At 42.4% G+C, this 22,086-nt stretch carries 19 protein-coding genes; 11 read left to right on the forward strand and 8 right to left on the reverse strand.

The features are described from left to right. Positions 1-65 precede the first annotated feature (65 nt). On the reverse strand, positions 66-407 hold the full coding sequence (locus tag Q0688_RS08225) for a Grx4 family monothiol glutaredoxin (protein ID WP_299074874.1): 342 nt from the start codon (positions 405-407) through the stop codon (positions 66-68). 257 nt (positions 408-664) lie between these two features. Between Q0688_RS08225 and Q0688_RS08230 the strand changes: the two genes are divergently transcribed. Together Q0688_RS08230 and Q0688_RS08235 are read left to right on the forward strand one after the other, a co-directional pair. Next, positions 665-1,246: a Fe-Mn family superoxide dismutase gene (locus Q0688_RS08230; protein WP_299074875.1), complete on the forward strand. Its 582-nt coding sequence runs from the start codon at positions 665-667 to the stop codon at positions 1,244-1,246. Positions 1,247-1,347: 101 nt separating this feature from the next. Next, entirely contained in the window at positions 1,348-1,629 is a 282-nt protein-coding gene (locus tag Q0688_RS08235; RefSeq protein ID WP_299074876.1) for a VF530 family protein, read from the forward strand. Between the two features lie 72 nt (positions 1,630-1,701). On the opposite strand, the gene Q0688_RS08240 is transcribed toward Q0688_RS08235, so the two are convergent. Then, positions 1,702-3,750: an NADPH-dependent 2,4-dienoyl-CoA reductase gene (locus tag Q0688_RS08240; protein WP_299074877.1), complete on the reverse strand. Its 2,049-nt coding sequence runs from the start codon at positions 3,748-3,750 to the stop codon at positions 1,702-1,704. A gap of 105 nt (positions 3,751-3,855) precedes the next feature. On the opposite strand from Q0688_RS08240, the gene Q0688_RS08245 reads away from it, so the two are divergent. The 4 genes from Q0688_RS08245 to Q0688_RS08260 all read left to right on the forward strand — a co-directional run bounded on the left by Q0688_RS08245 (position 3,856) and on the right by Q0688_RS08260 (position 9,800). Continuing rightward, positions 3,856-4,497 (forward strand): TetR/AcrR family transcriptional regulator, encoded by a 642-nt coding sequence (locus tag Q0688_RS08245; RefSeq protein ID WP_299074878.1) that lies wholly within the window; start codon positions 3,856-3,858, stop codon positions 4,495-4,497. A 10-nt stretch (positions 4,498-4,507) separates the two neighbouring features. Then, the gene (locus Q0688_RS08250; protein WP_299074879.1) at positions 4,508-5,374 is read left to right on the forward strand and encodes an alpha/beta fold hydrolase; all 867 of its coding nucleotides are present in this window, start codon (positions 4,508-4,510) and stop codon (positions 5,372-5,374) included. Positions 5,375-5,589: 215 nt separating this feature from the next. Further along, positions 5,590-8,865, forward strand: coding sequence for a S41 family peptidase (locus Q0688_RS08255; protein WP_299074880.1), 3,276 nt, complete (start codon positions 5,590-5,592; stop codon positions 8,863-8,865). A 215-nt stretch (positions 8,866-9,080) separates the two neighbouring features. Next, on the forward strand, positions 9,081-9,800 hold the full coding sequence (locus tag Q0688_RS08260) for a hypothetical protein (RefSeq protein WP_299074881.1): 720 nt from the start codon (positions 9,081-9,083) through the stop codon (positions 9,798-9,800). A gap of 28 nt (positions 9,801-9,828) precedes the next feature. On the opposite strand, the gene Q0688_RS08265 is transcribed toward Q0688_RS08260, so the two are convergent. After that, positions 9,829-10,707 (reverse strand): OmpA family protein, encoded by an 879-nt coding sequence (locus Q0688_RS08265; protein WP_299074882.1) that lies wholly within the window; start codon positions 10,705-10,707, stop codon positions 9,829-9,831. Positions 10,708-10,851: 144 nt separating this feature from the next. On the opposite strand from Q0688_RS08265, the gene rnt reads away from it, so the two are divergent. After that, positions 10,852-11,478, forward strand: coding sequence for a ribonuclease T (gene rnt / locus Q0688_RS08270; RefSeq protein ID WP_299074883.1), 627 nt, complete (start codon positions 10,852-10,854; stop codon positions 11,476-11,478). Positions 11,479-11,554: 76 nt separating this feature from the next. On the opposite strand, the gene Q0688_RS08275 is transcribed toward rnt, so the two are convergent. Further along, positions 11,555-12,160 carry a peroxiredoxin gene (locus Q0688_RS08275; protein WP_299074884.1) on the reverse strand — a complete coding sequence of 202 codons (606 nt, stop codon included), beginning with the start codon at positions 12,158-12,160 and terminating at the stop codon, positions 11,555-11,557. A 252-nt stretch (positions 12,161-12,412) separates the two neighbouring features. Here Q0688_RS08275 and Q0688_RS08280 point away from each other — a divergent pair, with 252 nt between their 5' ends. Then, positions 12,413-12,607 carry a (2Fe-2S)-binding protein gene (locus Q0688_RS08280; protein ID WP_299074885.1) on the forward strand — a complete coding sequence of 65 codons (195 nt, stop codon included), beginning with the start codon at positions 12,413-12,415 and terminating at the stop codon, positions 12,605-12,607. An 86-nt stretch (positions 12,608-12,693) separates the two neighbouring features. Here Q0688_RS08280 and Q0688_RS08285 read toward each other — a convergent pair whose 3' ends face one another. The 3 genes from Q0688_RS08285 to purL all read right to left on the reverse strand — a co-directional run bounded on the left by Q0688_RS08285 (position 12,694) and on the right by purL (position 18,926). Beyond that, on the reverse strand, positions 12,694-14,604 hold the full coding sequence (locus Q0688_RS08285) for a M1 family metallopeptidase (RefSeq protein ID WP_299074886.1): 1,911 nt from the start codon (positions 14,602-14,604) through the stop codon (positions 12,694-12,696). Between the two features lie 29 nt (positions 14,605-14,633). Further along, the gene (locus Q0688_RS08290; RefSeq protein WP_299074887.1) at positions 14,634-14,792 is read right to left on the reverse strand and encodes a hypothetical protein; all 159 of its coding nucleotides are present in this window, start codon (positions 14,790-14,792) and stop codon (positions 14,634-14,636) included. Positions 14,793-15,035: 243 nt separating this feature from the next. Next, positions 15,036-18,926: a phosphoribosylformylglycinamidine synthase gene (gene purL, locus Q0688_RS08295; protein WP_299074888.1), complete on the reverse strand. Its 3,891-nt coding sequence runs from the start codon at positions 18,924-18,926 to the stop codon at positions 15,036-15,038. A gap of 334 nt (positions 18,927-19,260) precedes the next feature. Here purL and mltF point away from each other — a divergent pair, with 334 nt between their 5' ends. Then, positions 19,261-20,643: a membrane-bound lytic murein transglycosylase MltF gene (mltF, locus tag Q0688_RS08300; protein WP_299074916.1), complete on the forward strand. Its 1,383-nt coding sequence runs from the start codon at positions 19,261-19,263 to the stop codon at positions 20,641-20,643. 197 nt (positions 20,644-20,840) lie between these two features. Continuing rightward, positions 20,841-20,993: a hypothetical protein gene (locus Q0688_RS08305; protein ID WP_299074889.1), complete on the forward strand. Its 153-nt coding sequence runs from the start codon at positions 20,841-20,843 to the stop codon at positions 20,991-20,993. 6 nt (positions 20,994-20,999) lie between these two features. Here Q0688_RS08305 and tadA read toward each other — a convergent pair whose 3' ends face one another. After that, a complete protein-coding gene (gene tadA, locus Q0688_RS08310) occupies positions 21,000-21,488 on the reverse strand; it encodes a tRNA adenosine(34) deaminase TadA (RefSeq protein WP_299074890.1) in 489 nt (162 codons plus the stop codon). 194 nt (positions 21,489-21,682) lie between these two features. On the opposite strand from tadA, the gene Q0688_RS08315 reads away from it, so the two are divergent. Beyond that, positions 21,683-21,925, forward strand: coding sequence for a hypothetical protein (locus Q0688_RS08315; protein WP_299074891.1), 243 nt, complete (start codon positions 21,683-21,685; stop codon positions 21,923-21,925). Positions 21,926-22,086 lie beyond the last annotated feature (161 nt).

Genomic DNA, 22,086 nt, shown 5'->3' on the forward strand with positions numbered 1-22,086 from the left:
TCTTGGTTAACTGCAGATATAAAAATAGAGCGCATTGCGCTCTATTTTTATATCCGGCATTGAATTTAATCTACGCTACTGTTATCCGCTCTTTTAGCTACTGATTCTTTGATTAGGCTTTGCAACTCACCCTGCTGGGTCATTTCCATAATAATGTCACATCCTCCCACAAGCTCCCCATCAACCCATAGTTGTGGGAAAGTAGGCCAGTCAGCATATTTAGGTAATTCACTGCGAATATCGGGGTTTTGTAAAATATCCACGTAAGCAAACTGTTCACCACAAGACATCAATGCCTGAGAGGCTTGAGAGGAAAAGCCACAGTTAGGTAACTTCGGTGAGCCTTTCATATATAAAAGTATGGGGTTTTCTGCGATTTGTTGCTTAATTTTTTCTATAGTGTCCATAACGACTCTCATTTAAATTTTGTTGCTGAAGATCTGGCGACGAGTTTACCGTTTTCAATGAGTGATTAAAACTATCTCACTTAATTCCGCTTAATTGACTGTTTTTGCCCTTGAAAAAAGCGCTCAAGACGCAATATCTGGCTGTAATATCGAATTAGTTTTAACAAATAACAAACCAGTGCTTTTACATTAAGAAATAACGTACTAGCATTCACTGCTTAAGATTGAAAATACACAACACCTTACGGAGAAATACAATGGCTTTTGAATTACCCGCTCTTCCTTATGAAAAAAACGCGTTAGAACCACATATCTCTACTGAAACCTTGGAATACCATTACGGTAAACATCACGCCACTTATGTTACTAAGTTAAATGGTTTGGTTGAAGGGACTGATATGGCCAATAAAAGCCTTGAAGAGATTGTTAAGAATTCTGAAGGCGGGGTGTTTAACAATGCCGCTCAAATATGGAACCATACATTCTACTGGAATAGCCTAAGTCCGAATGGCGGCGGTGCACCATCAGGCGCATTAGCCGATGCTATCAACGCTAAGTGGGGCTCTTTTGAAGATTTCCAAGCAGCCCTAAATGATAAAGCGGTGAACAACTTTGGCTCTAGCTGGACCTGGTTAGTCAAAACAGCTGACGGTAGCCTAGATATTGTGAATACTAGCAACGCAGCCACTCCTTTAACTGATGCTAGCCTCACGCCGCTATTGACTGTGGATTTGTGGGAACACGCTTACTACATTGACTACCGCAACGTGCGTCCAAAGTACCTAGAAGGTTTCTGGGCACTAGTTAACTGGGATTTTGCTGCAGCAAACTTCGCTTAATAGTAAAAACCACATATAATAGCCCTGTTGAACAGGGCTTTTTTTTGGCTTATTTATACTCGATGCTGACCCACTCAAATTTTAATAAAGAACGAACGACAATGACTGAGCAACCTAACAACCCTTTACATGGATTGACACTACAGGACATTCTAGAAACCCTTGAAGCACAACAGGGTTTCGAGAAAATGGGCCAACAAGTCAAAATAAACTGCTTTACCAGTGACCCGTCAATTAAATCGAGTTTAAAGTTTTTACGGAAAACCCCATGGGCCAGAGAAAAAGTTGAACAGCTTTATTTGTCCACGGTAAATAAAGCGGCCAAGCAAAAACCTAAGCGTTCAAATGAACCTTTTGTTTGGCCAGATATCAGCAAAAAGTAGTTTTTAATTCGAATACAGAAAAGCCAAGGTTAACCTTGGCTTTTTAAATGGACCTTAACGAAGTTTAAAGCCCTACAACGCTGCCGCTAGTCGTGTTCCTTGGTTAATGGCACGTTTAGCATCTAACTCTGATGCCACATCGGCTCCGCCAATCAAATGATGGGGTTTACTCAACCCTTCCACTAGCTCTCGCAAAGGCTCTTGACCGGCGCAAACAATGACATTATCTACATCTAACACCTGCACTTGGTCGTTCACTTTAATGTGCAGCCCTGCATCATCAATTTTAAGATACTCAACCCCAGCCAACATGCTTACGCCTTTGCTGAGCAAGCCTGCTCTGTGGGCCCAACCTGTTGTTTTACCTAATCCAGCACCCACTTTAGTGGTTTTACGTTGCAGTAAATAAATTTCTCGTGGTGATGGCAAAGGTGCAGCTTGAATCCCTTCAATGCCACCACGAGAGCCAAAGGTCATATCAATGCCCCACTCTTTCATAAAGGCAGGAATATTTTGACTGGTAGATTCACCCGAATGGGACAAATACTCTGATACATCAAAACCAATACCACCAGCGCCTATGATGGCGACTTTTTTACCCACTGGCTTTTTGTCGACTATCACATCGATATAACTCAGTACTTTACTGTGCTTAATACCTTCAATGGGCGGGGTGCGCGGCGCGATGCCCGTAGCGATAACCACTTCATCAAATTCACTGCTATTTAGGGTATCTGCATCGACGCGAGTGTTGAGCTTAACGATGACATTAAGCAATTCTAATCGACGCTTATAATACCTAAGGGTTTCATAAAACTCTTCTTTGCCGGGAATTTGTTTCGCTATATTAAATTGTCCACCCAGCTCAGATGCTGAATCAAAAATAGTGACCTTATGACCACGCTCCGCTGCTGTTGTTGCTGCAGCTAAACCTGCTGGTCCTGCGCCTACGACGGCAATACTTTTAATGGTTGGCGCGGTGTTAATCACTAATTCTGTTTCATGGCAAGCCCTAGGGTTAACCAAACAACTACTGGTTTTGCCTTCAAACACATGATCTAGGCAGGCCTGATTACACCCGATACAGGTATTGATTTCATCAGAGCGATTCTCCATGGCCTTTAATACAAAGTCAGGGTCGGCCAAAAAGGGACGGGCCATAGACACCATATCGGCGTCACCACGAGCAAGAACCTCTTCGGCCACTTCTGGTGTATTAATACGATTTGAAGTAACAACTGGGATTGACAAGGCTTTCCTAAATTTAGCCGTTACCCAAGTAAAAGCTGCGCGAGGTACTTTTGTTGCGATAGTAGGGATACGCGCTTCGTGCCAACCTATGCCAGTGTTAATGATAGTTGCGCCAGCTTTTTCAATGGCTTGGCCTAACTCAACCACTTCGTTGTAATCAGAGCCGCCTTCTACTAAGTCCAACATCGATAGACGGAAAATAATAATAAAGTCTTTGCCAACGGCTTCACGCACTCTGCGCACCACTTCAATCGGTAAACGAATACGGTTTTGATAGGAACCGCCCCACTCGTCGTCTCTGTGGTTGGTTCGGGCTGCTATGAATTGATTTAAAAAGTATCCTTCAGAACCCATGATTTCTACCCCATCGTAACCGGCTTTTTGAGCTTGTAGTGAGGTATCAATAAAATCTTGAATTTGTTTTTCAATCCCAACTGCATCTAAGGCTCTAGGTTTGAAAGGATTAATAGGTGCTTGTACCGCAGATGGCGCTACCAATGCTGGATTATAGGCATAGCGGCCAGTGTGCAAAATTTGCATACAGATTTTACTATCATATTGATGTACCGCATCGGTGATGGTCTTATGCTCTGCAATGGCTTGGTCTGTATCTAAGCGATTAGTATCTTTGTGAGTTGCCCCCTCGTCATTGGGCCCAAACCCACCAGTCACAATTAGGCCTACTCCACCCTTAGCACGTTCGGCAAAATATGCCGCCATGCGAACATGGCCATTAGGCGCCTCTTCAAGTCCAGTGTGCATTGAGCCCATCAATACGCGATTTTTGAGTTGGGTAAAGCCTAAATCTAAGGGTTTAAGTAAATTTGGGAAATTTTTTAGACCTTGCTCTAAGGCAGTATTCGCGCTCATATTGATAACATTCCTATTTTGATATTTATAACTAGACAGCGTCAAGATAAAAGCTTATGTTGACGCTGTCAAGATAGATAACATTAAATTTTTTAATAGTCACTTATGAGTCAAAACAGCCAAATAAAACCTAAACAGTCTAAAACCCGTTATCACCACGGAGACTTACGCAGTACTTTATTAAATGTAGCCAGCGATTTGTTGAAAGAAACCGGTATTGAAGGTTTGTCGTTACGAAAACTGGCTGACAAAGTAGGTGTGTCACGCACTGCGCCTTATCATCATTTTAAGGACAAAAACCAATTACTATGTGCAATAGCCGAGCAAGGTTTTGTGCGTTGGCAACAAGATTCACTGGCTATTTTTAGCCAATCAGGACTGACTCCTAAAGAAAAATATCGACAGTTTTTTCATGGCTACATTAGTTATGCCGCAGACAACCCCGAAATGTATGATCTAATGTTTGGCCGCACAATCTGGAAACAAAATAGTGCCACCAATGAGCTACGAGATGTAGCCTACCCCAGCTTTAATTCGCAAGTAGAGATGACAAAACAATGGCAAGCCCAAGGATTGATGCCAAACACCGAAGATACTTTGAGGTTATCCCAAGTTACTTGGGGCACTATGCATGGCATAGCACGGCTATTGATTGATGGGATATACGCAGATAGTAGCCATATAGATGACATGTGCAATTGTGCAGTAAACCTGTTTACTCAAAACATCACACAAAACAAGCAATAGGTTAATTAACATGCAAGCCGTCACTTTAAAGACCACAGACAAAACCCAAATTCAAGGATATTGGTTTACTCCAAACCATTCAGATAACATGTTAATCAAAGGAAAGATTGTCATCGCTTCGGCTATGGGTGTATCACAGCGCTATTATCAACCCGTTGCCAAATGGCTAACCGAGCAAGGTTTTTGTGTTTTAACCTTCGATTGCAATGGTATGGGTGAAAGCAAGGATAGGCATTTAAAGGAGTATCAATGCGATATTCTAGATTGGGTAAAGCAAGATTATTCAGCCGCACTAAAGTTCGTCATTAACCAAGACTGTGGCGCGCCTATTTATTGGTTAGGGCACAGCTTGGGTGGGCAAGTGTTTCCACTGGTGGAGAATATTCAAAAGGTTAACAAGGTAATAACTGTGTCATCTGGTACGGGTTATTGGAAACGTAATGCCCCTGCCCTGCGTAACAAGGCACCGCTTCTTTGGTACTTCCTTTTACCTCTAACCACAGCTCTATTGGGTTATTTTCCCGGAAAGAAGCTGGGGATTGTGGGCGATATGCCTAAACAGGTGATGCTGCAATGGCGACGCTGGTGTCTGCACCCCGACTACTGCGTAGGTGTAGAGTCGGAAAGCGTAAAAGAAAAATTCTTGACAATAGATATTCCCCTGGTGTCTATTACCTTTAGTGACGACGAAATGTTATCGGCCACTAACATGCAAGACTTACACGCTTTATTTGGCCATCAAAACAAAGCAATAAAAAACTATCATCCACAAGATATGGGCGAGAAGCGCATCGGGCACTTAGGTTTTTTTAGAGAAAAATTTAAAGAGAATTTATGGCCGAAGTTATTGTTAAATGAATTGAATTTCAAGAGTTAGCATTTTAATGGTCTTAGATCTAAAGATATAGGTCGTACATCTGTTTCCGTGTATTGTTTAGTGCAAACTGTCTCAATGGGTGCATCGATTTCGGTTTTAGCTGCAACTTTAGTTATTCGAATTGGCGCTACCAAGTGGTCAATTTAAATGCTAGTTGAATAGTTAGTACATCGCGTTTACTTTTATACACTCACTAACCAAAGAAGATAAATAAAATGCGCAAAGGACTTTTTAGCTGGTTAATCAACACAAAACTTTGGTGTTTAGCATTACTAACACTACCTGTTTTAGCACAGGCCGAAACCTTGATGTTGCAACAACCTGACATCAGTAAAACACAGATTGCTTTTGTGTACGCAGGGGACATTTATGTCGCTGCTCGCGACGGTAAAAATTCGCAGCGCCTGACTTCCCATCCTGCAATGGAACAAGCTCCGCACTTTTCTCCAGACGGCAAAACTATTGCGTTCACTGCCAATTATGACGGCAATAACGATGTCTATCTGATTAATGTTGAAGGAGGCCAACCGCGCCGTCTTACTTGGCATCCAAGCAGGGATACTGTTGTTGGCTGGCATCCACAAGGACAGTCAGTGGTGTTTATGTCAGCAAGAGAAATGGCCAGTGGCCGCTCAGGACATTTATACCAGATAGAGACCAAAGGTGGTTTTCCAGAAAAAGTCATGCAAGCTTTAGCATTTGAAGGCAGTTATAACCATAACGGTAAATTATTGGCTTATCGCCCCTACCGCACTGCTCACATTGGCGCCAGTGGCTGGCGTAATCACCGTGGTGGCAGCACGCCACCTATTTGGATCATGGATTTAGCCAAAAACAGTTATACCGAAATACCCCACGAGAATGCGTCTGACACTAACCCCATGTGGATAGACGAGCAGGTGTATTTTCTATCAGATCGTGACAAAACCAAAAACCTATATAGCTTTGCAAAAGGTAAGCTTAAACAAATAACGCAATTTAACGATTGGGACATCGACAGCGCTAACGTCTTTGACTCAAAGATCATATACGCCAAAGGCACAGCTTTACATATTTTGGATACTAAAAGTGCTAAAACAACAAAGCTTAGTATAGATATCAAACCTGATTTACCACAACTTCGCCCCCAATGGAAAAACGCCATGCAGGCAATGACCAATAGCCAGCTGTCTAGCACGGGTAAACGCGTTTTGATCAGTGGCCGTGGTGAAGTATTTACCGTACCAGTAAAAGATGGCAGCACGCGCAATATCACTAACTCTTCAGGGGTAAACGAGCGAGATGCCTTGTGGTCGCCCAAAGGGCAACAGATTGCTTATATTTCTGACCAAGCTAACAAACAAAAGCTAGTAATTGCTGAACAATCCGGCAAGGTTATAAGCACACATTCATTGGGTGACTATGAGGCAGATTTTTCTTTACTGCATTGGAGCGCTGATAACAAAAATATAGTCTATGCCGATTCTAATTTAGTTATGTGGGCACTCAACTCTGATTCTGGAAAACGCCAACAAATAGCCAAACAAACGAATATGCTGGGCTTTAATACTGCCGTTTCTTTTGATGGCGACTGGTTGGCTTACACCAAAAGTGGACAAAACTACTTGTGGGATCTGTATCTTTATCAATTCTCTAGCCAAAAAACCATTGGTGTCACCGATGGCCTTAGCCATAATGACTGGCCGGCTTTTAGTCGCGATGGGCAATATTTGTATTTTGCATCCTCTACCAATGCCGGACCTAGTAGTTTTGGATTAGATTTATCAACTCAGGAAAAACCGCAACGTTTTGGTTTATATGCCGCAGTGTTACAGGCAGATGGAAAATCCCCCTTGTTACCCAAAGCAGGCGACGAATCTACTCAGACAGACGCTGATGGCAAAGAAGGTAAAAAAGACCAAGACGATAGCGAGACGGCACCAGAAGTTAAGGTGGATGCAAAAGGCTTAACCAATAGAATTGTTGCCTTACCTGTACCAAAGCGCTTCTATTCTGACTTAGCTGTGGCTGATGATGGCATGCTGTACTTCCTCGAAAATACCCAGGCCGGCGCCAGCATAGAACCCAATGGCCGAGCACTGCAGTCTTCAGATTTATTGCGTTTTAACGCCGAAGATAAAAAAGTTGAGGATGTATTAGAGAATGTCGAACGTTTTACTTTGTCAGCAGACGGCAAACAAGCATTGTTAGGTTTTGCCAAAAATAAAATAAAAGTTAGCGAGGTGGCGAAAAAGTTTGAAGCAAAAGACTTAGATACTTCAGATGTGAAAGCCTTGATAGATCCTAAACAAGAATGGCTGCAAATTTTTAATGAAGCTTGGCGTAACGAACGCGACTATTTTTATGATCCCAACATTCATGGATTAGACTGGGCTGACGTTTACAAACAGTACCGTCCTCTGCTCGATCACGTGGGTAGCCGCGAAGACCTAAACTGGTTAATGGTGCAAATGATTAGTGAAATGGAAGTAGGCCACAACCGGATTTATGGCGGCGACCTTCACCAAGAAACGTTCGTGCCAGTAGGCCTGTTGGGCGCGGATATTCGGTTACAAAAAGGTCAGTATGTTGTGGATAAAATATATACTGGCGAGTCTTGGAATCCCTTTGTTGAAGCACCGCTTGCAGTACCCGGAATAGATGTGAAAGAAGGCGATCATATACTTGCAATCAATGGTGAAAAACTAACCTCTGGTATCAACTTCCATCAATTGTTTGTCAACACTGTTGGAAAACAAACCAGCTTAACCGTCAGTCGAGATGGTTCGGATAAAAACGCTAAAACTGTAGTGGTAGAGCCGATTTCTAATGAATCTACCCTTCGGAACTGGGATTGGATAGAGTCGAATCGCAAAAAAGTGGATGAATTAAGCGATGGCAAAGTTGGCTATGTGTATTTGCCCAATACTGGCTCTGGCGGATTCACCTATTTTAACCGGATGTTTTTTGCGCAAATAGACAAACGTGCCATGATCATCGACGAAAGGCGTAATGGGGGTGGCCAAGCAGCCAATTACATCACCGATGTATTAAGTCGCGAGTACCTGGCAGGTTGGCAATATCGCTCGGGTGAAATGGTATTAAACACCCCAGCTGCGGGGATCTATGGCCCTAAGGTGATGCTAATTGACCAAGATGCGGGTTCGGGTGGTGACTTTTTACCTTACAGCTTTAAACGCATGGGCTTGGGTAAACTAATAGGCAAAACCACTTGGGGCGGACTAATTGGCATTTCGGCTAACCGTTCATTAATTGACGGTGGCGGTCAAACTGTACCTCACTTTCGCTTTTTCACCCCAGATCACGAATGGCGGGTAGAAAACGAAGGTGTCGCACCAGACATCGAAGTAGAACTTGACCCTAGCTTAGTCAACAAAGGCCAAGATGCGCAGCTACAACGAGCTGTGAGTGAAGTATTAGGACAACTTAAAACCCACAAACCAGTACGTCACGACAAAGCTCCTGCCTTTCCTACTAAACTTGGTATGTAACTACCAATTGTAGTAAACCAATAAACCTGTGACAGCCCACACTAGAGCTAGTCACAGGTTCATTTTAGCCTAAACAGAACGCTGAATCTCAGTCGCAGGGTGGTCAACGAGTGGGGAAAACTTAATGGGGAATATTGGTATTTAGGCTTCATCTACTATCCTTCTTATATTCAAAACATTTCAATCACCATTTACCTCAGTTAAGAGAGTTTATTATGTCGAATGAAACCTATGTGAAAGAAGCGCCCTTAGGACAAATCCAAAGTGGCCCTGTAGAAATTATCAAACAAGTCTATGTCGATACGCCCAAGGATCTCTTTGAGTTAACTCTACCAGGCCAGATAACGCGTAGTGGCAGTGCCAGCGCATTTGCCGTTAAAGCAATAGGTCGTGTGGTTATTTATTGTGGTTCCCCCGAACTTGGGGCTTTCGTTTCAGCCCATGTTAGTGACAATGTTGGCCTCACTCGCGCTGTTTCGGCATTACTCCAAGAAATCAATCCAAATAAAGCCATGGGTTTTGCAGTACGTTTGGCTTCACGCAACAGTTCATTTGCTGATGTAGTCGCAAAAGCTGAAGCTGCTTTTGGCTCAAGTGGCTGTGGTTGCGGTGGAAACAGTGCGCAATTACCAGGCTCGGTCAGTATTGGTCTATCGGAAGGATCTGACCAAGATATGACATGGTCCAAACCAGTCCGTGCAATACTAAATACGCAACTAAGTGAAAGCGGTGAGTTTGGCCCCACTACCAAAGAATGCGGGGCAATTGCACTCGGACCGAATACCACTTTATGCACGAGTATTTGGCATGGCATCATCGACCGCTGGACCGAATGCAAAGGCCCATGTTCTTCGGGCGATTGTAGTTGCGGTACGACCGATGGCGGAACCCCAAAAGTCGGCTGCGATGGATGGGTGTCCTGTCGCTGCCAATAATAGCTTGGCTAACTTTTTAGCCAATGATTTATGCCTTAGACATCCGAATAACTACCCGCCTATTCTTAGCGCGGGTGCTTTCATTGGTGTTAGGAGAGGCATGTCGTCTCTCACCATGCCCAGTCACTTCAATACGTTCTGGCGCGACGCCCATTGCAGCAAAAAACGTTTTTATCTCAACAGCTCTGCGAATTGAAATTTGCTTATTGATTGCTCGGCCACCATAACTATCGGTATAACCATCTAATAAAACCAACTCCAAGTCTGCATCTTCTTTTAGGTAATCAGCAATCATCGCTAAACGTTTCTGTGAATACTTAGTCAGCTCGGTATTGTTAAATTGATAAGTAAGCACGGTATAGGCTATATCTTGAAAGCTATAGGGTAATAAATTGGCCACACATTCGGCAAACTGCACATAGGGAACAGCAAAATTGCTGGCGTTTAATCCCACAGCGACTTTATCATGCTGATTATACCAATCCTGATAATAAATAGTCGGCCAAAAGCCTTTTTCTAACTCAGACAACATAGTCCAAGCAGCTTGTTCGGGTAAATCACCGTTATACTGCTTACGAATGGTCATGTCAGCAATGGTACGTTGTACTTGTCCTGGCATCCAAATAGGAGGTATTGAATACACAGCTGCTACACCATATGACTTTGGTAGGCGTAACATATCCAGTTCAAATTCCATATTCAGTTGCTTTGATGCAAAACTACTGAACATCGCCTCGCCATAACCGGGTAAGTCATGACTTAAGGTACATTGTAAGCGGCTTTCATCTTTAAGTTGCCATGCCGAATTTTCAACATTAGCAGAGTATTGGCGTAATGTTGCAGACGAATTCACAGACAGGGATACTACAATAGTACCCATAAGTAGTTTTATAAGGTTTTTAAACATGGATAATAAGCTCCCCGCTTCTGTCCATTATATCGACAATGTACCACAAAGGTTTAGCAAAAATTGTAGTGCTTAACGTTTTACACTGGCTACTGAAAAAGAACCTTGCCATAATCTCCTTTCATAAAAAGTTACTAGGTTTCCATGTCAGAATCATTTGAAATAAAAAATCGTTTTAGAGGGTATTTCCCTGTAGTTGTGGATGTCGAAACGGCAGGATTTAATGCCAAGAGTGATGCACTCTTAGAAATAGCCGCTGTCACCACAAAAATGGACGAAAATGGTTTTTTCTACCCAGACAAAACCTTTCACTATCATGTTAATCCCTTTGAAGGCGCCAATTTAGAAAAAGCCGCCTTGGACTTTAATGGTATCGATCCCTATTGTGCCCTTAGAGGCGCACAAGACGAAACCGAGGTGATGAAGGATTTATGTAAAAAAATTCGTAAGGAGCAGAAAGACGCAGATTGCCAGCGCTCGGTGATCGTTGCTCATAATGCCGCTTTTGATCAAGGCTTTGTTAATGCCGCCATTGAACGTAGCCACATTAAGCGCAGCCCCTTTCATCCCTTTGTGTCTTTTGACACCACCACTTTATCTGGGCTGGCACTAGGGCAAACCGTATTAGTTAAAGCCTGTATGGCGGCAGGAATAAGTTTTGATCAAAATGAAGCCCATTCGGCCTTGTATGACACCGAAAAAACCGCAGAACTATTTTGCTATATCCTTAATAGATGGCAAAGTTTAGGTGGTTTAGAGGCCCATAATTAGCCCTTCTTAGGATAATTTACAAAATGCACATATAAAAAAACCGCCGCAGCGGTTTTTTTAATTTAGAACTAACCCGTTATAGGTTTTCCGCATTCTCTGCGAGGTAACTTGCCACGCCTTCAGGGCTATCCACCATACCTTTTGAACCTTCAGTCCAACCTGCAGGACATACTTCGCCATGTTCTTCGTGGAAGTTTAAGGCATCAACCATACGTAGCATATCGTCGATATTACGGCCAAGAGGTAAATCATTTACTACTTGATGGCGCACCACACCCGCTTCATCGATTAAGAAAGAGCCACGGAATGCCACGCCATCTTCTGGATGTTCAACATCATATGCCTGACAAATATCATGTTTAACATCAGCCACCATAGCGTATTGCACCGGGCCAATACCACCATCGTTTATAGGTGTATTGCGCCAAGCGTTATGTGTAAATTGAGAATCGATAGACACACCGATCACTTCAACACCGCGCTTTTTAAATTCTTGGTAACGTTTGTCAAAAGCGATAAGCTCAGATGGGCACACAAAGGTAAAATCTAAAGGGTAGAAAAACAATACCGCTTTTTTACCTTTAATGGCTTCGCTTAGGGTAAAACTGTCAACAATCTCACCCGTACCGAGTACGGCAGCGGCTGTAAAATCTGGGGCTGGGCGACTAACTAGAACACTCATTACATTCTCCGGTTTATTTTATTGAATAGATCACAGACTCATTATTATATCTGTGAAGCCAAGTTATATATAGCTGTATAAGTGCAGTTGCATAAAAAACAATGGTATAGCCAAAAATTAATCTAGGATGAAACGCTAAGAAGTAAGAGATTGTTTAATCCAAGCATGACATTGACGGTTAAATAATCAAACACTTGATCTTTATGTAAATAACAATTATTCTTATTTGCATAAAGATTAATGAGATATTTTATGTACGTGTGTTTATGCCATGGCATCACAGATAAAGCGATTAAACAGGCTGTCTTAGAAGACGGCGTGGGTAATATGCGCCAACTCAAACAAAAGTTGGCTGCTGGCACACAGTGTGGAAAATGTGTACAAATGGCACAAGCCATTATCGATAACACTATTATTGATGAATCTTTGTTTAAAGAGGTCTGCTAATACTGCTGACTTTTTACATTTTGGTCGCAGTTAACAGCAAAAAGCCAATCATTATGATTGGCTTTTTGCATTTCAGATTGTCTGTTTTATTCAACAAAACCTTGGTTGGCTTTAACCGTTAATGGGTGGTAACCCGCTTTAGCTTCTGCAAAGGCTTTCTGAGCCATTACTTTCCCTTCAGGGGTTTGTGATAGTGCCTTGTATAAAGGTTTAACTAATTTGTTACGACCAATAGAGGTCAAATAATCATGTAATCGGCTAAATGCAGGTTGATACCAGTTGTTAACACTGATCAATAACCAGCTATGAGCAATCTCATTATTTGGGCTACTGGTTAAGGAAAATTCTGAATCTAAATCTGCCAATTGTGCTTGAGTTAAGGTTTCAGGCATATTGTTTAAAAAATACAACCATTGATGTACCACCCACTTCTCACTGTCAATCTTGTCAGCCTGGATTTTACCCGTTAACCAATCGTTTCTGGCTTGGTCAACAACGCTAAACGCATCTGACTCAGGAACAGGTGCACCTTCTGGGACACCAGGTTCAAAAATCCATTGCTCAATTCTTTGTTTTGACAACTTGTCGCTATGTTCTTTGAGTAAGGTTTGTTCTAAGTAACTCAAAAATTGGTCTGTAGTGATGCTTTTGAAGGCAAAATTGTCAAAGTAACCCAATAAGAATTGATCAAAATTATCTCTGCCAACCTTGTGTTCTAACTCACGCAAAAATAATGCGCCTTTTTCATAAGGAATATTACTGAAAACGTCATCAGGATCACGGCCTCGTAAATCAATAGCCATAATCTGATCATTGGCCGCTAACGAATCAATATCTGCTTGTAAATCTTGGCGACCTAATACAGCTTCCATTTCAAAACGTTCGTCTCCATAAATCATCTGCATAATGCGATAGGTTAAATAAGTGGTAAAACCTTCGTTTAACCACAAGTCGCGCCAAGTAGCATTGGTAACTGTATTGCCTGACCAAGAATGGGCTAACTCATGGGCAATCAGCGCCACTAAACTTTTATCTCCGGCGATCACTGTAGGGGTAATAAAGGATAATCGTGGATTTTCCATGCCACCAAACGGGAAAGATGGCGGTAAAATTAATAAATCGTATCGATCCCAACTATAGGGGCCAAACGCTTTTTCTGTGGCAATAAGCATAGACTCAGTATCAGAAAATTCTGCGGCCGCCGCATCTAAAATACCTTGTTCAGAATAGACACCAGTGCGCTCACCCATGGCTTTAAAGTGTAAATCTCCTACCGCTAAAGCAATCAAATAGGCAGGAATGGGTTGTGGCATTGAAAATTCATAAACCCCGTCTCGTTCTGTATCAGGATCGTTAGACGCACTCATCACTGCTAATAATTCTTTTGGGGTGCGAATAGTCGCCTTGTAAGTCACTCTGACTTGAGGCGAGTCTTGTAGCGGTATAAAACTACGAGCATGAATGGCTTGTGCTTGAGTAAACAAAAACGGGTGTTGTTTGCCCGCGGTTTGTTCGGGCGTTAGCCACTGCACACCTGATGCTTCAGGTGATGTCTGGTAGCTAATTTCAACCTTGTTTACATTATTAGGGATCTCAATAGTTAAGGCCGCGCCTAAAAATGAATCGGTGTCTGCCAGCTCAAAATCAAGGGCCTTACCCTTAGCCTTAACACTTTCAATGGTTAAATCACGGGTGTCTAAAATCAACTGTGTGGCTGTGGCATCAACCCGTTCAAATTCTAACAAAGCCGTGCCTTTTAGCACTTTTTCCGCAAAATCTACGGTCAAATCCAAATTTAAATGAGTGACTCTAACTGCTTCAGGATTAGCAAAGGAATGGTAGTCTTTGTCGACTTGCATGGTATTTTTTAAGGTGTCATTAGAAGCTGACGACTGCGTAACTAGGGGTGTTGCTGTTGTGCTAGAGGTACTGTTTTCAGTACAGCCCGACAACATGCTTAAAGCCAATAAGGCTAAAACAATAGATTTAATATTCATGGTGTTACCTGTAAAAAAAGATTCTAAATTTAGGACTGTTGGGAAATAGTAGATTCTGAAGCAGTAGTTGTTGAGTTATTTGAAATGTGAGAAGACTTAGCGGAAGCGCTAAAAATAGCGGCAACAATAAGCAAGATAACCGTGACTATTACACCGGTTAAACCAAAGCCTTTATCTGAACGATTCATGAGCGTCTCTTATTATTTTTAGTTTTATTAATCACATGTTGATTTAGATTAAAACATGCAGAAGTCAAAGTCCTTGTCAACATGAAAGCTGATAATAGGCACTAGTTTACTGATATACAAGGAATTTATTGTTTATTTCAAAATAAACAAGGATTTAGACAACTGGATTTGCCAGTTTTCCAGTCATCTATAAAAATTAACTTCAATAAATACCGCTTATAACAGCCTTATTACATCAAGCCCTTAGCCAAGATACACTCTCGCGTTTCTAAACATCCTCATCCAAGCGCCATCTTCCTGCCAATCATCTGGATACCAAGAATTGGCAACGCTTCTAAATACTCTTTCAGGGTGAGGCATCATTATCGTAGCCCTACCGTCTTTACTGGTAAGACCCGCAATACCTAGGGGAGAACCATTTGGGTTAGCTGGATAGCGCTGCGTGACATCTCCGTAGTTATCCACATATTGCAGCGCAATTGTCGCACTATTTAGTGCCTCAGTCGCGCCACTTTCCTTGGAAAACTCCGCCCTGCCTTCGCCATGAGACACGGCAATAGGCATTCTCGATCCTTGCATGCCATCAAAAAATATCGATTTGGATGACTTCACTTCTAACAAGGCAACCCGTGCTTCAAATCGCTCTGACTGATTGGTTACAAAGTGTGGCCATAGTTCTGCACCGGGTATCAATGATTTTAAATTTGAGAGCATTTGACAACCATTGCACACCCCAAGTGAAAAAGAATCTTGGCGAGCAAAAAACGCCGCAAACTGATCTCTTGCATGGTTATTAAACAAGATAGACTTTGCCCAACCTTCTCCGGCGCCTAATACATCACCGTAAGAAAATCCACCACAGGCCACTAACCCTTTGAAGCTATCTAGGGAATATTTGCCCGACAGTACATCACTCATATGCACGTCTATTGCGCTAAAGCCGGCGCGATCAAATGCCGCCGCCATTTCAACGTGAGAATTAACACCTTGCTCACGCAATATGGCAATACGCGGTGCCACACCTTTAAGAATATAAGGTGCAGCCACATCTGCGGTTACATCAAAACTTAACTTGGCATGTAAACCTGGATCTTCACTATCAGCCTTAGCCGCATACTCTTGCTCGGCACAACTCGGGTTATCCCTAAGTTTTTGCATCTTCAAGGTGGTTTGCGCCCAAGTTTGACGATAGGCCACGCGACTATTTTCAAGCGCCACTTGTCCATTTTGTTTGAAAACAATCTGATCGGTGTTATTCAAGCGTCCAATACTATGCACTAGGTGCTGAATATTATGCTGGGCAAAAACCTTTAGAACTTGCTCTTTGTCTGCTGCTGTAACTTGCACCACAGCCCCTAATTCTTCGCTAAATAATAGCTCAATGGCTTGTCCACTAAGGGCATCTAACTGAATATCCACACCGGTTTTACCGGCAAAGGCCATTTCCACAATAGTGGTAAATAAACCACCATCTGATCTGTCGTGATAGGCCAACAGGCGTTTTTCATTAACCAATTGTTGGGTGGCTAAAAAGAAGGCCTTAAGTAATTCGGGGGAGTCTACATCAGGCGCTTCGTTGCCTAACTGCTGATACACCTGCGCTAAGCAAGACGCCCCAAGCCGATTTTGGCCTTGGCCTAAATCAATCAGTAACAACTCTGTATCAGCTATTTTAGTGTTTAATTCTGGGGTTAAAGTTTTGCGAATATCCTGTACCGCACCAAAAGCGGTGATCACCAGAGAAAGGGGCGAAGTCACCGATTTATCGCCTTGTTCATCCTGCCAAGTGGTTTTCATAGACATAGAGTCTTTACCCACTGGAATAGTAATATCCAATGCTGGGCATAACTCTTCACCTACAGCTTTTACCGCTTCGTACAAGCCAGCGTCTTCACCAGGATGACCCGCTGCTGCCATCCAGTTGGCTGAAAGGTTAATACGTTTCAAATCACCAATATCAGCTGCAGCTAAATTGGTTAAGGCCTCACCTACTGCCATACGCGCAGAAGCAGCATAACTAATTAACGCTATGGGTGTGCGTTCCCCCATTGACATCGCTTCGCCTTGGTAACTATCAAACGCACTGGCTGTCACTGCAACATCGGCTACGGGTACTTGCCAAGGTCCCACCATTTGATCTCGTGCTACTAAACCTGTTACCGAGCGATCACCTATGGAAATTAAAAAGGTTTTTTCAGCCACTGCAGGCAAGTTTAAAACGCGTTGTGCCGCTTCCGATAGCGCCATAACACTGGTATCTAGGGGTGATGTGTTTAGTGTCTTGGATTCCACATCACGGTGCATTTTGGGTGTTTTTCCAAGCAATACATCCAGTGGCATATCGATAGGTTTATTATCGAAATGTTGGTCGCTAAGGGTCAGGTGCTCTTCTTCGGTGGCTTCACCTACTACGGCAAAGGGCGCTCTCTCTCGGCGGCAAATTTCAGCAAAAATATCGATATTTTCAGGGGCTACCGACATCACATAACGCTCTTGAGATTCATTACACCATACTTCAAGTGGTGTCATGCCGCGCTCATCGTTGGGCACATTGCGTAGCTCAAAATCACCACCACGCCCACCATCACTCACTAGCTCTGGAAAAGCGTTTGATAAGCCACCAGCCCCTACATCATGAATGAATTGAATAGGGTTGTGGTCGCCCATTTGCCAACATTTATCTATAACTTCTTGGCAACGTCTTTCCATTTCTGGATTACCACGTTGTACCGATGCAAAATCTAAATCTTCACTGGATTGGCCTGACGCCATTGATGAAGCTGCGCCGCCGCCCAATCCAATATTCATAGCAGGTCCACCTAAGGCAACTAACTTAGCGCCTACAGTGATTTCACCTTTTTGAATGTGGGATTTGCGAATATTCCCCAATCCCCCTGCCAACATGATGGGTTTGTGATATCCCCTGACTTCTTCGCCATTAAAACTAGTGACTTTTTGTTCGTAAGTGCGGAAATACCCCAAGATGCTGGGTCGACCAAATTCGTTATTAAAGGCTGCGCCACCAAGGGGCCCATCCATCATAATATCAAAGGCACTAACAATACGTGCAGGCTTGCCAAAGTCGGTTTCCCAAGGTTGTTCGAAACCAGGTATACGCAAATTAGACACCGAAAACCCAACTAATCCCGCTTTAGGTTTTGAACCTCTTCCAGTCGCGCCTTCATCTCGAATTTCACCACCCGAGCCCGTGGCCGCACCTGAAAACGGCGCAATAGCAGTAGGATGATTATGGGTTTCTACTTTCATCAAAATATCGATATCTTCATGATGATAGCGGTATTCGTTGCCATGAGTATCGGGGAAAAAACGCCCAGCAAAACTGCCTTCCATCACAGCAGCGTTATCTTTGTAAGCTGAATGCACGTTTTCACCGCATTGCTCATAGGTGTTTTTAATCATTTTAAACAATGACTTAGGCTGAGGTTGCCCGTCTATCGTCCAGTCGGCATTGAATATTTTATGGCGACAATGTTCAGAGTTCGCCTGTGCAAACATATACAATTCAATATCATTGGGGTTGCGGCCGAGTTGGGTAAAATTATCAAACAAATAATCCACTTCATCCTCTGCTAAGGCTAAACCTAGCCGTATGTTGGCTTGTTGTAGCGCAACTTTACCCTGCTCCAATATATCCACTGTTGTTAGAGGTGACGGTTCACTTTGTACAAATAACGCCTCAACAGCATGAAAATCCCTCATCACCACTTCTGTCATTCTGTCATGCAGTAAAGCACAGACTGCATCTAGCTGGGCGCTAGTTAGCTTATCTGCATCAAGGTAATAGGCCACCCCTCTCTCTATGCGTTGAATTTTATGTAAACCGCAGTTGTGGCCAATATCTGTAGCTTTTGATGACCAAGGTGAAATAGTACCCGGCCTAGGTGTCACCAAAAGCAAACAACCTTCAGGCTTGTGCTCCTGAATTTTGGGACCATAAGTAAGCAACTTGCCTAATATGAGATTTTCTTGCTCGGTTAATGTTTCTGAAACCGTCACAAAATGCGCATATTCGGCATAAATCGAAGTGACAGGTAAACCCTGTTCAGCGAATTGAGCAAGACATTTTTCAACACGAAAATCGGATAACGCAGGTGTACCGCGAAGCACTAACATAAAGCTATCACCTTATAGCGGAATTCACATATTATTTAACTCTAACTAAACACATGTAAATCGATGAATGAGGAATTTGAAGGCGTAAATTATAGGATAATTTAACTAGCTTTATAAGCATCAGTTTACTTAAAATCTAGTTTTATCCGTTTTATTTCATCACTTTAGACCTCAAAGCACATGACCAATCGGTCTACTTTGTTAGTGCTGAGAGTAAACAAAGCACTGGATGAAACTCAATAATTTGTACACAATAGGATTTCCTTAAAAAAATGACCCAAAACACGAGGGCATAGTTATTCATTTACGGCGTAGTCTCATTATATTTCTTGTACTGGTAATTGGTGGCTGTAATGACATCAAACAATCTTCCAGCTTGGGAGAAATTTTAGATGCAGGTGTATTAAAAGTAGGTACAACCTATGGGCTTACGACCTATTATAATGGCGCCACAGGACCAGTAGGGTTTGAATATGAACTGGCGGAAGGTTTTGCCGACTACCTTGGCGTTAAACTCGAAGTATTTCCATACTACAATTTAGACGATTTATTCCCGCAATTAACAAATGCTCATCTCGATATGATTGCCGCCGGCATAAGCGTCAGCCCTGAACGCTTTCAAAAGTACAAATTTGGCCCTGGATATCAGCGCGTCAGTGAAAAACTGGTATTTAAGCAAGGTAATAAATGGCCTAGAAAAATTGCGGACCTGCAGGGCGAGTTAGTTATTGCAGCTGGCAGTAGCCACCATGAATCACTCCTTAGACTGAAGCAGCAAGACGAACAACTGAGCTGGCAGGAAACAGATGACAGTGATATGGAAGAGCTGTTGGAAATGGTACTAAATGAAGAACTAGACTACACCATTGCCGATTCCAATATTTTGGCCTTAATGCGTCGCCGTTATCCCGAACTATCGATAGGTTTTTCCATTAGCCCAGAGCAAAATATTGCCTGGGCAGTCAATAAAGATAGAGACGACTCATTGTTAGCAGCACTTATTGAATATTTTGGGATCATCCAAAATAACGGTACTTTAGCTGCACTTGAAGATAAATATTTTGGGCACGTTAGGCAGTTTAATTACGTTGATACTAGAGAGTTTATTAAATCCTCGAAACAGGTTTTACCTAAATTTAAACCCTGGTTTATGCAGTATTCAGGGGATCTCGACTGGCGTTTATTAGCTGCCATGAGTTATCAAGAAAGTCATTGGGAACCAGAAGCGACTTCCGTTACCGGGGTGCGCGGCATGATGATGCTAACCATGGCAACGGCTAAGGAATTGGGTATAGTTTCTCGGCTTGATCCTGAGCAAAGCATAAAAGGTGGGGCCCAATATCTCACTGGGTTACTTAAACGCATTCCAGATCGTATTACCTACCCTGATCGCTTATGGTTTGCACTCGCCTCATATAACGTGGGAATGGGGCATTTAGAAGATGCTAGAGTTTTAACTGACAGGCAAGGTGCCAACCCCGATATGTGGGTAGATGTTAAAATAAGGCTACTTCAATTAAGACAGAAAAAATATTACAAAACCGTTAGGTATGGTTATGCTCGTGGTAATGAAGCAGTGGCCTATGTGGATAACATCAGGCGATATTACGACACTCTTGTGTGGTTAGATGAGCAACAACCTCATATGCTAGAGCCAGACGTTGCCCCAGATGAACCTCCTGCGCCAGTGGCACCAGACACAGAACTAACAGACTGAAGCATCAGTTACCCCCTAACAATTAATGTCCGCGACTACTAATAGTTGATATTGCAACTTACTGGTTGATCCTTTGAAATCTGCGAAATAGATACCCATTGTCATAAAATTTTAACAAAGTTCACTTATATAGGATGCTATAAATTGAACTTTAGCCAGTTAAGTTAAGTCTACCTAAAACATTTCAAGGGGGAAAAATGAAGAAACGAACCGATACCGTCAATAGAAGCCGATTAAGCAGCAATAATAGAAGACGCCAAATGTTAAAGCGTGTGCATCAGAAAGTAATTTCTCGTCGCCAGAATTTTCAAGTATTAGAGGTAAATGAAGAATTAGCGCAAGCTTGTTAATCAAAACTATTGCACTTTATTCTTAGACAATTTTTTTTGTGCTCTGCGAAGTTTAAAGAATGCAGATAGTTTTTCGCCACACTGCTCTGCCAATACCCCAGCTGTTACTGCAATATTATGATTCATTCTAGGGTCACCGAGTAAATCAAATAAACTTCCCACTGCACCCGTTTTAGGATCTGAGGCCCCAAACACCAAACGATGAATACGGCCATGGATCAATAATCCAGCGCACATAGAGCATGGCTCCAAAGTGACATATAAGGTGCAATCAACTAAACGATAATTTTGTTGCTTTCTGCCTGCTTCTCTCATTGCCATCATCTCTGCATGGGCAGAAGGATCATGTAAGCTGATGGATTGGTTCCAACCTTCGCCTATTATCTGATTATCTTTAACCAAAACAGCACCAACAGGCACTTCATTCTGTTGTTGCGCATTATTTGCCAATTGTAAAGCATGGCGCATCCAATATTCGTCTTGTTCAGTATTCACTGGTTATATTTCTCTATTTTTGGCTAGTTACATTACCTAATTAGCCATTTTCACTAAAATGTTAGACATCACTTCTTAACAAACCATTTAACTATATGATTAATATAGATTTTTACTTGTGGCCAATTATTTGCTTTGTTCTTGGCATAAGCATAAACTTTTTATAATTCGTATCAAGGTATAGGAGAAAAATCATGAATTTAACTGCCATCGCCATAGTTGCACTTGTATGTTGGGCAATAGTCGAATTGGTTAATGGGCCTAAAGGTAAAAAGAAGGAGCAGAAAAATACCGAACAAGTCAATACAATTAATGATTTAGAGCGTGAAGTTGCGGCATTGCGCGATCGTATCGAAACATTAGAAAAAATAGTTACCGATGAAAAATATGATCTTAATCGCCAATTTAATGACTTAGAAAAAGATAAGGTCGCTTAATTTCTGCTGACAGTCAGAAATTCTAAATAAGAGTAAGAAACGCTACTACAGGCGTTTCTTACTCTGAGTGTCAGGTTAGTCATTAATGAGAGTGTGAATTACTTAAATAGTAGAAAATTACTAAGTCAAAGTCAGAACCCACACCATTTGTATCACCACTT

Source organism: uncultured Paraglaciecola sp. (assembly GCF_937123705.1).
In the GTDB taxonomy this organism is placed as follows: Bacteria; Pseudomonadota; Gammaproteobacteria; order Enterobacterales; family Alteromonadaceae; genus Paraglaciecola.

What these genes read in the sequence shown, in the direction of transcription:
- Q0688_RS08315 (WP_299074891.1), top strand. Translation starts at nt 21,683, where the DNA reads ATGAATTTAACTGCCATCGCCATAGTTGCACTTGTATGTTGGGCAATA.
- Q0688_RS08230 (WP_299074875.1), top strand. Translation starts at nt 665, where the DNA reads ATGGCTTTTGAATTACCCGCTCTTCCTTATGAAAAAAACGCGTTAGAA.
- Q0688_RS08280 (WP_299074885.1), top strand. Translation starts at nt 12,413, where the DNA reads ATGTACGTGTGTTTATGCCATGGCATCACAGATAAAGCGATTAAACAG.
- Q0688_RS08250 (WP_299074879.1), top strand. Translation starts at nt 4,508, where the DNA reads ATGCAAGCCGTCACTTTAAAGACCACAGACAAAACCCAAATTCAAGGA.
- Q0688_RS08290 (WP_299074887.1), bottom strand. Translation starts at nt 14,792, where the DNA reads ATGAATCGTTCAGATAAAGGCTTTGGTTTAACCGGTGTAATAGTCACG.
- Q0688_RS08225 (WP_299074874.1), bottom strand. Translation starts at nt 407, where the DNA reads ATGGACACTATAGAAAAAATTAAGCAACAAATCGCAGAAAACCCCATA.
- Q0688_RS08260 (WP_299074881.1), top strand. Translation starts at nt 9,081, where the DNA reads ATGTCGAATGAAACCTATGTGAAAGAAGCGCCCTTAGGACAAATCCAA.
- purL (WP_299074888.1), bottom strand. Translation starts at nt 18,926, where the DNA reads ATGTTAGTGCTTCGCGGTACACCTGCGTTATCCGATTTTCGTGTTGAA.
- Q0688_RS08235 (WP_299074876.1), top strand. Translation starts at nt 1,348, where the DNA reads ATGACTGAGCAACCTAACAACCCTTTACATGGATTGACACTACAGGAC.
- Q0688_RS08305 (WP_299074889.1), top strand. Translation starts at nt 20,841, where the DNA reads ATGAAGAAACGAACCGATACCGTCAATAGAAGCCGATTAAGCAGCAAT.
- Q0688_RS08275 (WP_299074884.1), bottom strand. Translation starts at nt 12,160, where the DNA reads ATGAGTGTTCTAGTTAGTCGCCCAGCCCCAGATTTTACAGCCGCTGCC.
- Q0688_RS08240 (WP_299074877.1), bottom strand. Translation starts at nt 3,750, where the DNA reads ATGAGCGCGAATACTGCCTTAGAGCAAGGTCTAAAAAATTTCCCAAAT.
- rnt (WP_299074883.1), top strand. Translation starts at nt 10,852, where the DNA reads ATGTCAGAATCATTTGAAATAAAAAATCGTTTTAGAGGGTATTTCCCT.
- Q0688_RS08285 (WP_299074886.1), bottom strand. Translation starts at nt 14,604, where the DNA reads ATGAATATTAAATCTATTGTTTTAGCCTTATTGGCTTTAAGCATGTTG.
- Q0688_RS08245 (WP_299074878.1), top strand. Translation starts at nt 3,856, where the DNA reads ATGAGTCAAAACAGCCAAATAAAACCTAAACAGTCTAAAACCCGTTAT.
- Q0688_RS08255 (WP_299074880.1), top strand. Translation starts at nt 5,590, where the DNA reads ATGCGCAAAGGACTTTTTAGCTGGTTAATCAACACAAAACTTTGGTGT.
- Q0688_RS08265 (WP_299074882.1), bottom strand. Translation starts at nt 10,707, where the DNA reads ATGTTTAAAAACCTTATAAAACTACTTATGGGTACTATTGTAGTATCC.